The sequence below is a fragment of the Bacillus sp. 5w2 genome, assembly GCF_054353775.1.
In genome coordinates this window covers 53,251-70,474 of record NZ_JBTIWT010000006.1, presented here as the reverse complement: position 1 = coordinate 70,474, position 17,224 = coordinate 53,251, and the positions used below count along the sequence as shown (strand labels likewise).

Annotated in this window: 15 protein-coding genes; 10 read left to right on the top strand and 5 right to left on the bottom strand. The window is 37.4% G+C overall.

Translation table 11 applies throughout. The features are described 5' to 3' along the window. Positions 1–11: 11 nt before the first annotated feature. The 5 genes from ACXY7N_RS13420 to glpT all read right to left on the bottom strand — a co-directional run bounded on the left by ACXY7N_RS13420 (position 12) and on the right by glpT (position 5,484). On the bottom strand, positions 12–917 hold the full coding sequence (locus ACXY7N_RS13420; protein WP_367888300.1) for an ABC transporter permease: 906 nt from the start codon (positions 915–917) through the stop codon (positions 12–14). 18 nt (positions 918–935) lie between these two features. Beyond that, complete coding sequence (gene opp4B, locus ACXY7N_RS13415) at positions 936–1,904, bottom strand: oligopeptide ABC transporter permease (RefSeq protein WP_098264666.1); 969 nt, start codon at positions 1,902–1,904, stop codon at positions 936–938. A 14-nt stretch (positions 1,905–1,918) separates the two neighbouring features. Next, positions 1,919–2,845, bottom strand: a complete 927-nt coding sequence (locus ACXY7N_RS13410; protein ID WP_098986089.1) for an ABC transporter ATP-binding protein — start codon at positions 2,843–2,845, stop codon at positions 1,919–1,921. Then, the gene (locus ACXY7N_RS13405) at positions 2,832–3,851 is read right to left on the bottom strand and encodes an ABC transporter ATP-binding protein (protein ID WP_016089298.1); all 1,020 of its coding nucleotides are present in this window, start codon (positions 3,849–3,851) and stop codon (positions 2,832–2,834) included. The genes ACXY7N_RS13410 and ACXY7N_RS13405 overlap by 14 nt, the downstream gene beginning before the upstream one ends. Before the next feature lie 283 nt (positions 3,852–4,134). Then, a complete protein-coding gene (gene glpT, locus ACXY7N_RS13400; RefSeq protein WP_016089297.1) occupies positions 4,135–5,484 on the bottom strand; it encodes a glycerol-3-phosphate transporter in 1,350 nt (449 codons plus the stop codon). Positions 5,485–5,755: 271 nt separating this feature from the next. On the opposite strand from glpT, the gene ACXY7N_RS13395 reads away from it, so the two are divergent. The 10 genes from ACXY7N_RS13395 (at position 5,756) to inhA2 (ending at position 17,041) form a co-directional block, all read left to right on the top strand. Beyond that, complete coding sequence (locus ACXY7N_RS13395) at positions 5,756–6,214, top strand: MarR family winged helix-turn-helix transcriptional regulator (RefSeq protein ID WP_016089296.1); 459 nt, start codon at positions 5,756–5,758, stop codon at positions 6,212–6,214. Between the two features lie 19 nt (positions 6,215–6,233). Next, positions 6,234–7,847 (top strand): MDR family MFS transporter, encoded by a 1,614-nt coding sequence (locus ACXY7N_RS13390; protein ID WP_016089295.1) that lies wholly within the window; start codon positions 6,234–6,236, stop codon positions 7,845–7,847. A gap of 139 nt (positions 7,848–7,986) precedes the next feature. Continuing rightward, positions 7,987–8,958 (top strand): ribose operon transcriptional repressor RbsR, encoded by a 972-nt coding sequence (rbsR, locus tag ACXY7N_RS13385; RefSeq protein WP_016133621.1) that lies wholly within the window; start codon positions 7,987–7,989, stop codon positions 8,956–8,958. Positions 8,959–8,971: 13 nt separating this feature from the next. Next, a complete protein-coding gene (gene rbsK / locus ACXY7N_RS13380; RefSeq protein ID WP_016133622.1) occupies positions 8,972–9,868 on the top strand; it encodes a ribokinase in 897 nt (298 codons plus the stop codon). Beyond that, on the top strand, positions 9,865–10,260 hold the full coding sequence (gene rbsD, locus ACXY7N_RS13375) for a D-ribose pyranase (RefSeq protein ID WP_016089292.1): 396 nt from the start codon (positions 9,865–9,867) through the stop codon (positions 10,258–10,260). Before rbsK ends, rbsD begins: the two co-directional genes overlap by 4 nt. Positions 10,261–10,278: 18 nt before the next feature. Then, positions 10,279–11,763 (top strand): ribose ABC transporter ATP-binding protein RbsA, encoded by a 1,485-nt coding sequence (gene rbsA, locus ACXY7N_RS13370; protein ID WP_488592431.1) that lies wholly within the window; start codon positions 10,279–10,281, stop codon positions 11,761–11,763. Between the two features lie 2 nt (positions 11,764–11,765). Continuing rightward, positions 11,766–12,701, top strand: a complete 936-nt coding sequence (locus ACXY7N_RS13365) for an ABC transporter permease subunit (protein ID WP_001074641.1) — start codon at positions 11,766–11,768, stop codon at positions 12,699–12,701. Positions 12,702–12,715: 14 nt separating this feature from the next. Then, the gene (rbsB, locus tag ACXY7N_RS13360; RefSeq protein WP_016089289.1) at positions 12,716–13,642 is read left to right on the top strand and encodes a ribose ABC transporter substrate-binding protein RbsB; all 927 of its coding nucleotides are present in this window, start codon (positions 12,716–12,718) and stop codon (positions 13,640–13,642) included. A 34-nt stretch (positions 13,643–13,676) separates the two neighbouring features. Beyond that, a complete protein-coding gene (gene fsa / locus ACXY7N_RS13355; protein ID WP_000667669.1) occupies positions 13,677–14,324 on the top strand; it encodes a fructose-6-phosphate aldolase in 648 nt (215 codons plus the stop codon). 317 nt (positions 14,325–14,641) lie between these two features. Then, entirely contained in the window at positions 14,642–17,041 is a 2,400-nt protein-coding gene (gene inhA2 / locus ACXY7N_RS13350; protein WP_098485834.1) for a M6 family metalloprotease immune inhibitor InhA2, read from the top strand. Positions 17,042–17,224: the final 183 nt, after the last annotated feature.

Genomic DNA, 17,224 nt, shown 5'->3' with positions numbered 1-17,224 from the left:
GTCTCCACCCCTTAACCTTTTCTTTGTCTCGCATCAGCTGAGCGACGTAGCGCTTGACCGATAAAATTTATACACAGCATCAACACTAAAATCATGAGTGATGCAGGTAACCAGATCCACCATTTTTCTTGTAGAACATCAGGATTTGTTGCATAACTAACAAGTGTTCCAAGGCTCGGTGTACTCTCAGGTAGACCAAATCCTAAGAAAGTTAGACCAGATTCAATACCGATGTTTCCAGCAAGGTTTAATGTAACGCTTACGATAATAATAGAGCTTAAGTTAGGTAGCACTTGAAACATCATAATCTTCCAGTTTGGTGTACCTAATGTTTTTGATGCAGATACATAGTCCAATTCCTTTTCGGTTAATACTTTGGAACGAATTAACCTGGCCTTTCCTGTCCATAAGAAGATACTCATGATCAAAATAAATACAGTAACATTAAAGACCGGAACAATTGTGATAAGTACGATAACAAGCATTAGGAAAGGTAAAATAAGTTTGAAATCAATAATACGCATAATGATGTTATCAACAGCTCCACCAAAGTAACCAGCGATTAGTCCGATAGAAAGACCAATCAAACATGAGAGGATAGTGATTACAAGTCCAATCGTAAATGAATTTCTTGTTCCAATAATAAGTTGTCCAAAAATATCTCTACCACCGTAATCTGTTCCTAACCAATGTTCACCAGATGGTGGGGAGTAGATAGAAAATAAATCAACTTTTACAATATCCTCCTGCTTCATAATGAAAGATGTTGTATAAACGGCTATCAGTATGATTGCCAACAAGAAAAGTGAAAACATTGCTAATTTATCTTTACGAAATTCACGCCACATGACAGAAAAGCCAGAAGGACTTTTTTCGTAATGAACGACTTCAGTTTGTTTTTCGGGATTTGCTAACATAACGTTTCCTCACCTCCATTAATCAATACGAATACGTGGATCAACGATGCTTAGAATAATATCGGAAAGAAGAGTCCCGAGTAGCGTTGCGAATCCAGTAAATAAAACGAGTGCAGTTACGACACTAAAATCACGTTGAGAAATAGATTGCATAAATAATTGACCAATACCAGGATAACTAAAGATGCTTTCTAGAAAAATTGATCCTGCAACCACGCTTGTAATTTCGTATCCTAAGAACGCTGCGATTGGTAAGAATGAATTACGTAAAATATGTCTAGAATAAACCTTTGATTCTGGAACACCTTTTGCTTTTACTGTGCGTACAAAATCTTTATGTTTCGTATCGATAATTTCACTTCGTAAATATTGGATTGTACCCACTGTTGCAATTAATGCGCCAGATAAGGCTGGTAATATCATGTGATTCAATTTACTTAAATAGTAAGCGAATGTACCTGTTGCAACTTGAGGATCTACGCTACCACCGGTTGGGAATATTGCAAGTTTAAATCCAAATAGGAAGAGCATGATTAATGCAAATATAAATAGTGGTGTAGCAAGTCCTAAATAGTTATAGAGTGTAATGAGCCGATCTGCCCATGTATCAGTCCAACGTCCACTTATGACACCGAGTGGAATTGCAATCACGTAAGTAAGAACAAGGACAAGAATTGCTAACCAAATTGTATTTCCAAGGCGTTCACCGATTAAATCAGTTACTTTCATTTTATGTGCATAGGAAATACCGAAGTCACCTTGCACAGCATTTTTAACCCAGCGAACATATTGTGTTGTAACGGGATCATTTAAACCTAATTTTTCGCGTTGCTCTTCAATGACCTTTGGATCTGCTTTCGGATTATTTACTGCTCTGCCAGTTAAGGCATCGCCTGGCATTGCTTTAGCTAGTAGAAAGACAAGTACACTTAACACGAATAATTGCGGGATCATTACTAAAAATCTCCGTAATATAAACTTCCACATGTTTTATCACTCCCTTATGGTAATGCCACCCGGTGCGTTGGCGAGATTGCTTTTAAGTCATAAGCCCGACCGTTTTCATTGAAATAATTTTCGTATGATTTCTCATACTCAGAGCTTACTTGTTGACGGAGCTTACGTTGTTGTTCTCTGTTTTCAGGACGAATATCAGGAATGGCTGATATTAGGCGTTTCGTATAAATATGTTGCGGATTATTATAAATTTCTGTACTAGTTGCTTCTTCGACAATTCGTCCGCGGTACATAACACCGATGCGGTCACACATATGACGAATGACACCTAAATCATGACTAATGAATAAGTATGTTAGTCCGAGCTCAGCTTGTAAATCTTGCAAGAAGTTTAATACTTGTGCCTGTACAGAGACGTCAAGCGCAGATACTGGCTCATCAGCAATAATAAGCTTCGGTTTTAATGTAAGAGCGCGTGCAATACCAATCCGCTGCCTTTGCCCACCGGAAAATTCATGTGGATATTTATAAATTGACTCTGGATTTAGACCAACTTTATCAAGATATTCTTGAACTGCTCTACGTTCTTCATCAGGTGAGAGTTTCTCAAAATTTCGAAGTGGCTCAGCAATAATGTCGAGAACACGTTTCTTCGGATTTAATGATGAATACGGATCTTGGAAAATCATTTGAATATCTTTTCTTTGTTCACGTAGCTCAGAGCGACTTAACTTTGTTAAATCTCTATTATTAAAATGAATGCTACCCTCTGTTGCTTTCGTTAAATGCATAATTGCTTTACCCGTTGTTGATTTGCCACTTCCTGACTCACCAACGATCCCGTATGTTTCACCCGGTTGTAATTCAAAACTTACACCATCGACAGCACGCACGTAATCTAATGTGCGGCCGAAGAAACCACCTTTAATTGGGAAATGTACTTTTAAATCTTCTACTTTAAGCAGTGCCATGAGTTACGTCATCTCCTTTCTTATCTTGGAAGTTGAAATGCTTGTAGCAAGTGCAACGTACCCAATGGTCTGGTTTTACTTCATGTAAAATTGGATTTTCCTCGTGTTGATCAGGTCTAATCCATGGAATTCTAGCTTGGAAGCGGCAGCCTGTACGAGGAAGCTTCGCTAATGAAGGAACCACGCCTTGAATTACATGTAATTTTTCTTTTTCAGCATATGCAGATGGAATTGAGTTTAATAGAGAACGAGTATATGGATGAAGAGGGTTGTTAAAAATCTCTTCAACTTTTCCTGTCTCTACAACTTGTCCAGCGTACATAACGACGATACGATCAGCTGTTTCTGCAACAACACTTAAATCATGTGTAATTAAAATGATGCCCATTTTTGTTTGTTCTTGAATAGACTTTAGTAAGTCTAAAATTTGTGCTTGGATGGTTACGTCAAGTGCCGTTGTTGGCTCATCCGCAATAATGAGTGCTGGGTTACAAGCAATTGCAATTGCGATAACAATTCTTTGTCTCATTCCGCCAGATAATTCATGTGGGTATTGTTTATATGTAAGTTCTGGTTTTGGAATACCAACTTGATGGAGTAGTTCTAAGGTGCGTTCTTTCTTTTCTGCTTTTGAAAGGCTTGTGTGGTAGTCTAAGTTTTCTTCGATTTGTTTTCCAACTGTCATAAGAGGATCGAGTGCTGTAAGAGGTTCTTGGAAAATCATACCGATGTTTGATCCGCGTACTTTATTCATTTCTGCGGTCGACATAGTTAGTAAATCCTTATCTCTATAGTTAAGCTGCCCTTGTAATTTTGTATTTGCTTCATTATGCAGTCGCATAATAGAAAGGGCAAGTGCACTTTTTCCGCAACCCGATTCACCAACTATCGCGACAATTTCATTTTCATGGACAGTTAACGAAACATTATCAACTGCTGCATGATAGTGATCTTGTATGCGAAAGGAAGTCTGTAAGTTTTCAATGCGAAGAAGTGGATTCTTCATGGCTATCCCTCCATCTTTTCTGAAAAGACTAAATATTTTGTATGTTGTTGTTATTTTAATATAAATTGACAATGTTTGACAAGCATAAGTTGAGAAAATATTCAAAAATCTTTTTATACAGAGATTGAATGCTGTTATATAGGGGATTGAAGTTAGTTGAAAACGCTAACATATAAAAAGAGGAGAATAAATCTTTTGTAAGAAAAAAGATTTATATGTAGAAAAAAGAGAGGTGTTCTGGAAAGAACAGTCTCTCTTTTTTTGATAAGAATAATATTAGTACTTAAGCTTGTTTTTGTTTTGCAGATCCTGTGTTTAAAGTAAGGGCAAGGAAGAACATTGCGAGCACACAAGAAGCAAGGAGTAAAATGAATCCGCCATCCCATCCAAATGCATCTACAATAAAGCCCATAGCTGCGCTAGCAAAAGTAGCGCCACCTAGGTAACCAAAGAACCCAGTTAAACCAGCTGCAGTTCCAGCAGCTTTTTTCGGTGCTAAGTCTAGTGCGTGTAGGCCGATTAACATAACGGGCCCATAAATTAAAAATCCAATGGAAACAAGTGCGATACTATCAATAATTGGGTGACCGGCAGGATTTAGCCAATAAACGAGAACGGCAATGAATACACCGACCATAAATAAAATACCAGCAGGTGCGCGGCGCCCTTTAAACAGTTTATCACTCATCCATCCGCAAAGAAGTGTACCTGGAATACCAGCCCATTCATATAAAGCGTAAGCTGTGCGAGAGCTACTATGAGTAAAACTTTTTTCCTCTACTAAATAAGTAGGAGCCCAGTCTACAACGCCGTAACGTACGAAATAAACGAAAACGTTCGCAATAGCGATGTACCATAAAAATTTATTGTTTAGTACGTATGTAAATAAAATTTCTTTTACTGAAAGTTCACGTTCTCGATCTTTTACTTTTTCATCTGATGGATATTCCCCAGTATGTTCCTCTATAGAAGGTAATCCGCAAGATTGAGGTGTATCTCTCATCGTAATTAACACATAAATACCAACTAAAATTGAAAGAATACCTGGGAAGTAAAAAATACTCTTCCAGTCATTTGCAAAGAAATATAGGCCTAATGTAACGAGTGAAGGCATAAGTGCGCCGCCGACGTTATGAGCGACGTTCCAAATAGACATTTTTGTACCACGTTCACTAATAGAGAACCAGTGAACCATCGTACGGCCACAAGGAGGCCAGCCCATACCTTGTACCCATCCATTTAAAAACTGAAGGACAAACATAAGTATGATGCTCGTTGTAATGAAAGAAAATGAGCCGAAAATAATATTAATGATACCTGATAAAAATAGCCCAGCTGCTAAAAAGTAGCGAGGATTACAACGGTCGGATACGATACCCATAAGAAATTTACTTAATCCGTAAGCGATAGATACTGCTGAAAGGATAACCCCAAGTTCTCCTTTACTAAAGCCTTGTTCGATTAAGTATGGCATTGCTAGTGAAAAGTTTTTTCGAACAAAGTAGTAACCTGCATACCCGATGAAGATACCTAAGAATACTTGTAAACGTAGTTTACGGTATTCGCTATCAACGCGATCAGCTGGTAAGCGTTCCGCGTGGGGCGCAGGTTTAAATAATTGTGTGAAAAACATAAAATGAAAATCCTCCCCTAATTAATTCGAAGTGTTGTGGTTCAGAAGAATATAAAAAGGCCATGAAATATAAAAAAGTTCCCTTTTTTATGATTCATAGCCTTGTACTCCGATTCTCCGTGACTGTCAATATTAACTTCGACGAAAATTATACAACTTTGTGACAAAAATGTAAACGTTTTTATAAATAAAAAGTGTTGACGGATTTTGTTCGCGGGATTAATATTTAAATACGTTAAATATTTTATTGTTTAAATAAGAGGTGGATAACATGCCAAATGATATGACGCATATCGATAAAATTCAAGCTCTTGCCTTTTCGATTGGAAAGAAAATGCAGACAGAGTTATTAGAACAAATGCAAGCAACAGGACTTACACCACCACAGTTTTATATTTTAAAGATTTTAGATCATTATGGAGCTTCAAGAGCGACAAAATTAGCAAAAAAGATGTATGTAAAGCCTAGTGCAATTACAGTGATGATCGATCGTCTAATTGATCAAGAGCTTGTAGAACGCTATCACGACAAAGATGACCGTCGTGTTGTCGTCATTGAGTTAACAAAAAAGGGGAAAGCTAGAGTAGAAGAGGCAATGACTGCTCGTAATGAGCATATTGCAAAATATTTTTCACACTTAGAGTTACAAGAAAGAGAAGATTTATTACGTCTTTTTGAGAAGTTAGAAACAATTATTTGCGGGACACAAGAGAAAAAAGAGAATAACTAAGAGGAATTGAGGAGATTACATGGAGCAACAAGAAAATATAAATAGAAAGTTGCTGTTAATCGGTTTAATAATCGCGATGCTATTTGCTGCATTAGATGGAACAATTGTTGGTACAGCAATGCCGCGTATCGTCGGTGAACTAGGCGGATTAAGCTTAATGACGTGGTTAACAACAGCTTATATGTTAACATCAACGACAGTTGTACCAATTGCAGGTAAATTAGCGGATTTACTTGGTCGTCGTAACGTATATATAACAGGGCTAGTTATCTTTATGGTTGGTTCGGCGTTATGTGGTATGGCAAATGGTATGACAGAATTAATCATTTTCCGTGGTATTCAAGGTCTTGGTGGCGGTATTATGATGCCAATGGCTATGATTATTATTGGAGACATGTTCACGGGAAAAGAACGTGCGAAATGGCAAGGTATTTTTGGTGCGTTATACGGTCTTGCTTCTGTAATTGGACCACAAGTTGGTGGTTGGATTGTAGACGCAGTGAACTGGAGATGGGTATTTTACATTAACTTACCAGTTGGTATTTTAGCAACAATCTTTATCGCAATGGGATTAAAATCACATAAACAAACGGGACCAATTAAAATTGATATCGCTGGAATCTTTACGATGATTCTCGGTGTTGTAAGTTTATTACTTGCATTAACGTTTGGTGGAAAAGATTACCCATGGGATTCTTGGCAAATTATCGGGTTATTTGCATTAGCTGTAATTGGTATCGTTAGCTTTATTATCGTTGAGACGAAAGCAGAAGAACCAATTTTACCGATGCATTTCTTTAAAAATCGCACATTTACATTACTAAATGCGATTGGATTCTTTATGAGTATTGGAATGTTCGGTGCTATTATGTTCGTACCATTCTTCATGCAAGGAATTGTAGGAGTAAGTGCTGCTGAATCAGGTACAATTATGACGCCAATGATGATTACAATGATTGTGATGAGTATTATCGGCGGGCAACTTGTATTAAAAGTTGGTGTAAAACCACAAATTATTACAGGAATGCTTATTATGGCTGGAGGATTCTGGTTATTAACAACGATGGATATGCACACAACTAAACTAACTGCTACTTCTTATATGATGGTTATCGGTTTAGGAATGGGTCTTGTAATGCCAACATTAACATTAGCGTTACAAGAAAGCTTCCCGAAAAAAGATCTTGGTGTCGTAACATCATCAAGTCAGTTCTTCCGTCAAATCGGTGGAACATTTGGTATTACAATTTTAGGATCAATCATGAATAATACTTCAGGTACAACATTAACAAAGAATTTAGTACCTGTATTAGATACATTCCCGAAAGAAGCGGGACAAATGGTAACAAAATTTAAAGATATGATTCATACAGATCCACAAGGTTTATATTCGATGTTATTTAGTCCAGAGGCATTAAAACAAATGCCAGAAGCATTCGCTAACAGCATTGTACCAATTTTGAAAAACTCTTTAGTAGACTCGCTTCATACTGTATTCTTAACAGGATTAGTATTCATAGTAGTGGGTGCCATCTTTACGATTTTCTTACAGAAGATTAAACTATCAGATCGTAAAAAAGGCGCTGAAGAGCCTGCTGCACAGGAAAAAGAACAAACGGTATCATATTCGTAATGAAAAAGCATCGCCTTATGGCGGTGCTTTTTTTTGAGTATAACCTTAAAAGCTTTTTTGTGAGAAATGATTGACGTATTTCTAGAAATACGTTATATTATTTTCTGTAAACGGTTACATGGAATGGAGAGGGAAGAGAATGAGTACGATTAAAGACGTTGCAAAATTAGCGGGAGTATCTGTTGCGACCGTTTCCAGAGTGTTAAATAAAAATGGATATGTTCATGAAGATACATTAAAGAAAGTAGAACGAGCGATTGAGATGCTAGATTATAAACCTAGTACAGTAGCGCGTTCACTGTATAATAAAAAATCTCGTTTAATTGGCTTAGTTGTTCCAAATATCGTGAATCCATTCTTTCCAGAAGTTGCACGTGCCGTAGAAGATGTTGCGCATAAGCAAGGATACACAGTTGTACTTTGTAACTCTGATGAGAGTTTAGAGAAAGAAAAGCAATATATTGATGTACTTAGGCAAAATAATGTGGATGGATTTATTGTAGCCACAAATCCACAAAATAGTGTTAATTACATGAATTTGTCAGTACCAGTCGTTGCGATTGACCGTATGTTTAATGAGCGTATTCCTACTGTATATGCAGATAACTATGCGGGAAGTCAGGCTGCTACAAAGTTATTATTAGACAAAGGTTGCAAACATATTGCACATATTCGTGGACCACGTGATGTGAGTACAGCGAATGAACGTTTTGAAGGTTTTGTAGACGTTATTACGAAAAATAATCTTTCTTATATGATTGCAGAGAGTACATTTGATCCAGCTAATAGTGAGCGTGTAGCGGTGGAATTATTAGAAGAATACCCACATATTGATGGAATTGTTGCAGGGAATGATTTAATTGCAATAGGTATTGTAAAGGCTGCACTTCAAAAGGGGATTTCTATTCCAGATGATTTACAAATTATCGGATTCGATGGAATTTCTTTAACAGAAATGATGTATCCATCTATTACAACTGTTGCACAGCCAATTTATGAAATGGGGAAAATTGCAACAGAGCTGTTATTAGAGCAGATGGAAGGGAACGCATTAGAAGAGAAACACTATCGTTTACCGATTGAAATTATAGAACGAAATACAACGAAGTAAGGAGATGAAACAGATGCCAAATATTGCAGTAGTAGGTAGCATTTCAATGGACTTAGTGGCTGTTTCAAAAAAACGTCCGAAAGCAGGAGAAACAGTAATTGGTGAAGCATTTCATACAATTCCAGGAGGGAAAGGAGCCAACCAAGCGGTTGCGGCAGCTAGATTAGGTGCAAATGTAGCGATGGTTGGAGCAGTTGGAAACGATAATTATGGAACTGTAGTTAGGAACAATTTAGAGAACGAACGCGTTTTTATCGACTATGTGGTACCGGTTACAGATACGGCGACAGGAATTGCTCATATCGTTTTAGCAGAAGAGGATAACAGTATTGTTGTCGTGCAAGGGGCGAATGCTCTTGTAAATGAGTCGGTTGTAGATCGTTCAAAAGATCTTCTTATAAAAGCAGATATGGTTGTTCTTCAACTAGAGATTCCACTTGAAACAGTAAAATATGTATTGGCTATTTGTGAGGAGCATAATATTCCAGTTATGTTAAATCCAGCGCCAGCACAAGTGTTATCAGAAGATATTTTAGAAAAGGCAACTTATATTACACCAAATGAACATGAGTGCCGCATCGTATTAGATGATTTCATATCACCAATTGAAGATTTATTGGCTAAATATCCAAATAAACTATTGATGACAGAAGGTTCTAAAGGTGTTCGTTTCCATAATGGTACGGAGATTGTACATGTTCCTAGCATCGCTGTTGATGTAGTAGATACGACTGGAGCTGGTGATACATTCAATGGTGCATTAGCAGTTGCGCTTTCTGAAGGAGAAACACTTCAAAAAGCAATTCGTTTTGCGAATGTTGCTGGTGGTCTTTCTGTAACGAAACTTGGAGCACAGGGCGGTATGCCAACGAGAGATAGAGTACGTGAAGTGCAGGTGATTGTCGGATGAAAAAGCACGGTGTATTAAACAGTGAGATTGCATCAGTCCTTGCTTCACTTGGACATACAGATACGATTGTAATCGCAGACTGCGGGTTACCAATTCCTGACGGAGTAAAACGAATTGATTTAGCTGTTGAGATTGGAAAACCTAGCTTTTTAGACGTATTGCAAGTGGTAGCTGATGATATGGCAATTGAAAAAGTAACGTTAGCAGAAGAAGTCATTAATAATAATGCGGAAGTAAATCAAGAGATCGAGCTGAAATTAATAGAACCAGCATTTGAATATGTATCGCATGAACAATTTAAAGAGCACACGAAGAAAGCGAAGGCGATTATTCGTACAGGAGAGGCTACGCCTTATGCCAATGTAATTTTACATGCAGGCGTGATTTTTTAATAAAGGGAAGTGATGGGAATGCGTATTGAAATGAAAAATATTTCAAAGGCGTTCAATGGCAATCCTGTTTTGAAGAATGCACAGTTTATGATTGAAACAGGGGAAGTCCATGCATTGATGGGGGAAAATGGAGCGGGTAAATCAACGCTCATGAAGATTTTAACAGGTGTATACAAAAAAGATGGTGGAACAATCAAGATTGATGGACAAGAACGAACTTTTAAAAATGCGAAAGAAGCTGAAGAGTACGGTATTGCATTTATACATCAAGAATTGAACATATTATCGAACTTAACAGTAGCTGAAAATATGTTTCTCGGTAAAGAGTTAATGTATGGGAAGACAGGTATTTTACGTACGCGTCAAATGAACGCGATTGCGCAGCAGCAACTAGCGGAGTTAGGTTTACATGTAAAAGGCGCGATGTTGGCAGGAGAGTTATCGGTTGGACAACAGCAAATTATCGAAATTGCGAAAGCGCTAATGACAAACGCGAGCGTTATTATTATGGATGAACCTACAGCTGCATTAACAGATCGTGAAATTGAAACGTTGTTTACTGTTATTAATAAATTACGTAAAGAAGGCGTTTCGTTCGTTTATATTTCACACCGAATGGAAGAAATTTTTTCAATATGTGATGCTATTACGATTTTACGTGATGGGGAATACGTAGGAAAGAGGTTAATTCCAGAAACATCGTTTGATGAAGTAGTGAGTATGATGGTGGGGCGCAGCATTGGTGAACGTTACCCAGAACGAAATAGTCAAATTGGCGATGTTATTTTTGAAATGCGTAACGGAACGAAAAAAGGGAAGTTTGAAAATGTTTCGTTTCAAGTTAGAAAAGGTGAAATCCTTGGTGTTGCTGGTTTGATGGGAGCTGGCCGTACAGATATTATGAAAGCAATATTTGGATACGAACCTTTAGATTCTGGCCAAATTCTTATAAATGGACAAGAAGTAAAGATTGATAGTCCGATAGATGCGATTAGACAAAGAATAGCATTCATTACAGAGGATAGAAAATCTGAAGGGTTAGTGTTAGATTTCTCAATTCGAGAAAATTTAGCCTTACCGAATTTAGAAAATCTTTCAAAGGGAAGTGTCTTAAGTAACGAACTAGAACAACAGTTTACAGCGGACATGATGAAACTTCTTAATGTGAAAGCAGCTAGTGGAGAGCAAGCGGTGAAATCTCTTTCTGGTGGAAATCAGCAAAAGATAGTTATTGCAAAATGGTTAGGTATCCACCCGCAGCTACTCATTTTAGATGAGCCAACAAGGGGTGTTGATGTTGGAGCGAAAAAAGAAATTTACTCTATTATGAATAAGCTTACTGAGCAAGGAGATGCCGTTATTATGGTATCATCTGAGCTTCCAGAAGTTTTAGGGATGAGTGATCGCGTTCTTGTTATTCATGAAGGAAAAGTCGGCGGCATTTTAGAGAAAGATGAGGCATCACAAGAGTCTATTATGGCACTAGCTACAGGGGGAGAGTAAGGATGGCTAAGAAGGGGAATGTATTACAACAACTTGGGTCTTTAATTGGACTAGTATTAATTATTGTAGTAATTACAGCTTTAAATCCAGCATTTATTGAAATTCCAAATTTATTTAATATACTGCGTCAAGTATCGATTAATGCGCTTATTGCATTCGGAATGACCTTTGTAATTTTAACAGGGGGTATTGACTTATCGGTAGGTTCTATTTTAGCATTATCAAGTGCACTTGTTGCTGGAATGATGGCAAGTGGCATGGACCCGTTCCTTGCGATGGCAGTTGGATTATTAGCTGGTCTTGTAATGGGAATTGTAAACGGTATCATCATAGCGAAGGGAAAAGTAGCTCCATTTATTGCAACTTTAGCAACAATGACTATTTTTCGTGGGTTGACGCTTGTTTATATGGACGGACGTCCGATCACTGGTCTTGGGGATCATTTAATGTTCCAAATGTTTGGTCGCGGTTATTTTCTCGGTATTCCGGTACCAGCTGTTACAATGATGATCGCTTTCGCAGTACTGTACTTTATTTTGAAGAAAACGACATTTGGTCGCCGTACATTTGCAATTGGTGGAAATGAAGAAGCAGCAGCACTATCAGGTATTAATGTTACGAGAATTAAAGTAATGATTTACGGTCTTTCCGGAATTTTGGCAGCGCTTGCAGGTATTGTCTTAACATCACGACTAGATTCTGCACAGCCGACTGCAGGTACTTCTTACGAATTAGATGCAATTGCAGCAGTTGTATTAGGCGGAACAAGTCTTTCTGGGGGAAGAGGATGGATTGTTGGTACATTCATCGGTGTACTTATTATCGGTGTACTAAATAATGGTTTAAATTTATTAGGCGTATCTTCTTTCTTCCAACAAGTTGTAAAAGGACTTGTAATCTTACTAGCTGTATTAATTGATCGTCGAAAAGAAGCATAATGGAGGGACAATGCATGAAGAAATGGTTACTTATACTCGTTGCATGTATTATGGTCATTACTGCTGGTTGTTCAATGGAACCACCAGAATGGGCAAAGGATTCTAGCGATAAAGGTCGAAATAAAACTATTAAAGTTGGATTCTCTGTTTCAACTTTAAACAATCCATTTTTTGTGACTTTGAAAAAAGGAGCAGAAAAGCAAGCGAAAGAAAGCGGCATTGAATTGATTGCTGTTGATGCACAAAATGATGCAGCAAAGCAAACGAACGATGTTGAGGATTTAATTCAAAAAGGTGTCGATGTAGTTGTTATTAATCCGACCGATTCAGATGCTGTTGCTTCAGCAGTAAGTGCGGCAAATGCAGCAAATGTTCCCGTTATTACAGTAGACCGCGTTGCGAATTCAGGTAAGGTTGTTTCTCACATTGCATCTAATAATATCGAAGGTGGTCAAATGGCTAGTGATTACATTCGTGAATTAGTTGGCGGGGGAGCAAATGTTGCTGAGTTAGAAGGAATCCCTGGATCTTCTGCTGCTCGTGAACGTGGGAAAGGATTCCATAACGTAGCTGATAAGTCTTTAAAAGTAGTTGCCAAACAAGCGGCTGATTTTGACAGAGCTAAAGGATTATCTGTTATGGAAAACATTTTACAAGCAAATGGTGATATTAAAGCCGTGTTTGCGCATAACGACGAGATGGCATTAGGTGCACTTGAAGCATTGAAGTCTGCTGGAAAAACGGATGTAGTCGTTGTTGGGTTTGATGCAACAGAAGATGCTGTAAAAGCGGTTAAAGATGGGCGTATGGCTGCAACAGTTGCTCAAAAACCGGAATTAATCGGGGAGAAGGCGATGCAAACAGCAAAAGAAATCACGCAAGGTAAAAAAGTGGACAAATCTATTCCGATTGAATTAGAGCTTATTAAGAAAAACAAATAAATATAAATTGAAAATTAGGAAGGAAGAATAACAAATGAAATTCTTTATTGATACAGCAAACATTAATGAAATTAAAGAGGCAAATGCATTAGGCGTAGTAGCTGGAGTAACGACAAACCCATCACTTGTAGCAAAAGAAGGCGTAGATTTCCATGAGCGTATTCGTGAAATTTGCAGCTTTATAGAAGGACCTGTAAGCGCAGAAGTAATTAGCTTAGAAGCTGATAAAATGATTGAAGAAGGAAAAGAATTAGCGAAGATTGCTCCAAACGTTGTTGTAAAAGTACCAATGACAACGGAAGGTTTAAAAGCAGTAAAAGCATTCTCTGATTTAGGAATTCGTACAAACGTTACATTAGTATTCTCAGCAGTTCAAGCATTACTTGCAGCTCGTGCTGGTGCAACATACGTTTCACCATTCTTAGGTCGCTTAGACGATATCGGTCATAACGGTATGGACCTAATCCGCCAAATCGCAGAAATCTTTGCAATTCACGGTATTGAAACAGAAATCATTGCAGCATCTGTACGTCACAGTGTTCACGTAACAGAAGCAGCATTAAACGGTTCACATATTGCAACAATTCCAGCAAACGTAATTGCTTCATTAGTGAAGCACCCATTAACAGATCAAGGAATTGAGAAGTTCTTAGCTGATTGGGAAAAAACACAAGAGAAATAATAGAAAATCGAGAATCCTAGTTTAATTGACTAGGGTTCTTTTTTTATTTAAAAGAATTTTCATGCAATTTTGCATATTGTCTTTTAAATTTGTTATATAAGCTATTTAATATATATCAAATCACTTTTTATTTTTCATATTTCGACATAAAAAGGTAGAAGTTCTGACCAGAAAACTGGAGGGGCATGATTCTATAACAGAAAGCTTAACGTTTATAGAATTATGCCTTTTTATATAGGGAGGGCAGAAAATAGGGATTTCGATTTAAATGCACTTATTTATCTGAATTTTAAGTTTTATAAAAGGGGAGAAATAGAATGAGAAGAAAAGCGCCATTTAAAGTGTTATCGTCATTAGCAATTGCGGCAATTATTGGATGTACATCTGTAATGAGTGCTCCATTAGCATACGCAGAAACGCCAGCAAAAGAGAAAGACAATGCATCTACAACACCAATTGATTACAATTTAATTCAAGAAGACCGTTTAGCGGAAGCGTTGAAAGAAAGAGGAACAATTAATCCAGCATCTTCTAAAGAAGAAACGAAAAAAGCTGTAGAAAAGTATATTGAAAAGAAACAAGGCGATCAGGCAAATAAAGAAATTCTTCCAGCGGATACTGCTAAAGAGGCATCTGATTTCGTGAAAAAAGTAAAAGAGAAAAAGATGGAAGAAAAGGAAAAGGTAAAAAAACCTGAAAAAAATGTTAGCCCTGAGCAAAAGCCAGAACCAAATAAAAAGCAATTGAATGGACAAGTCCCAACTTCTAAAGCGAAGCAAGCACCATATAAGGGATCTGTTCGAAATGATAAAGTATTAGTATTACTCGTTGAATTTAGTGATTATAAACATAATAATATTGATCAAACGCCAGGGTATATGTATTCGAATGACTTTAGTAGAGAGCATTATCAAAAGATGTTATTTGGTAATGAACCATACACGTTATTTGATGGTTCGAAAGTAAAAACGTTTAAACAATATTACGAAGAGCAGTCTGGCGGTAGTTATACGACTGATGGATATGTAACGGAATGGCTAACTGTCCCAGGGAAAGCGTCTGACTACGGTGCTGATGGTAGTAGTGGTCACGATAATAAAGGACCAAAAGGCGCACGTGATTTAGTGAAAGAAGCTTTACATGCAGCTGCTGAGAAAGGGCTAGATTTATCTCAATTTGATCAATTTGATAGATATGATACAAATGGGGATGGAAATCAAAATGAATCTGACGGTGTAATTGATCATTTAATGGTAATCCATGCTGGTGTTGGTCAAGAAGCTGGTGGCGGTAAATTAGGTGATGATGCAATTTGGTCACATCGTTCAAAACTAGCGATAGATCCAGTAGCGATTGAAGGTACAAAATCAAATGTAGATTACTTTGGTGGAAAAGTAGCAGCGCATGATTACACAATTGAACCAGAGGATGGAGCAGTAGGTGTATTTGCGCATGAATTTGGACATGACCTTGGCTTACCGGATGAATATGACACGAAATATACTGGAACTGGTTCACCAGTCGAAGCTTGGTCATTAATGAGCGGAGGTAGTTGGACAGGGAAAATTGCAGGAACAGAGCCAACTAGTTTCTCACCACAAAATAAAGATTTCTTACAAAAGAATATGGGTGGCAACTGGGCAAATATTTTAGAAGTAGATTACGATAAAATTAAGCGTGGTGTAGGAGTTCCTACATATATTGATCAAAGTGTTACGAAATCCAATCGTCCAGGCGTTGTACGTGTTAACTTACCAGGTAAAAGTGTTGAAACGATTAAACCAGAGTTTGGAAAGCATGCATATTATAGTACAAGAGGCGATGATATGCATACAACATTAGAAACACCGTTCTTGGATTTAACAAAAGGAACAAATGCAAAATTCGATTATAAAGCAAATTATGAGTTAGAAGCAGAGTGCGATTTTGTCGAAGTGCATGCAGTAACAGAAGATGGAACGAAAACATTAATTGATAGACTTGGAGAAAAAGTAGTCCAAGGAGATAAAGATACAACAGACGGAAAATGGATTGATAAATCATACGATTTAAGTCAATTTAAAGGGAAAAAAGTGAAACTGCAATTCGATTATATTACAGATCCAGCTGTAACATATAAAGGTTTCGCGATGGATAATGTAAATGTAACTGTTGATGGACAAGTAGTATTTTCTGATGATGCAGAAGGAACATCTAAAATGCAGTTAAATGGATTCGTTGTTTCTGATGGGACAGAGAAAAAAGCTCATTATTACTACTTAGAGTGGAGAAACTATGCGGGATCAGATAATGGATTAAAAGCAGGAAAAGGTCCAGTGTATAATACAGGTCTTGTCGTTTGGTATGCAGATGATAGCTTTAAAGATAACTGGGTTGGGGTGCATCCAGGTGAAGGCTTCCTTGGGGTTGTAGACTCTCATCCAGAAGCGTTTGTTGGTAATTTAAATGGGAAACCAGCGTACGGTAATACAGGTATGCAAATTGCGGACGCTGCATTTTCGTTTGATCAAACACCAGCATGGAGTGTAAATTCATTAACACGTGGACAGTTTAACTATTCTGGATTACAAGGTGTTACAACTTTTGATGATTCAAAAGTATATAGTAACAAACAAATTGCAGACGCGGGAAGAAAAGTTCCAAACCTTGGACTTAAATTCCAAGTTGTTGGACAGGCAGAGGATAAATCAGCAGGCGCTGTTTGGATTAGACGTTAATAAACGAAAGGCACATTCTTCATATGAAGAATGTGCCTTTTATTTTGTACATTAGGTTATTATTTTAGCTTATGTAATACAAGTGTCTGTTCATATGTAGTGTAGCAAATTATGTGGGGAAAAGAAATATTTCCGAGGAAATTGTCGAAGTATCGTTGGTATTTATACACTTTCATTGTAAAA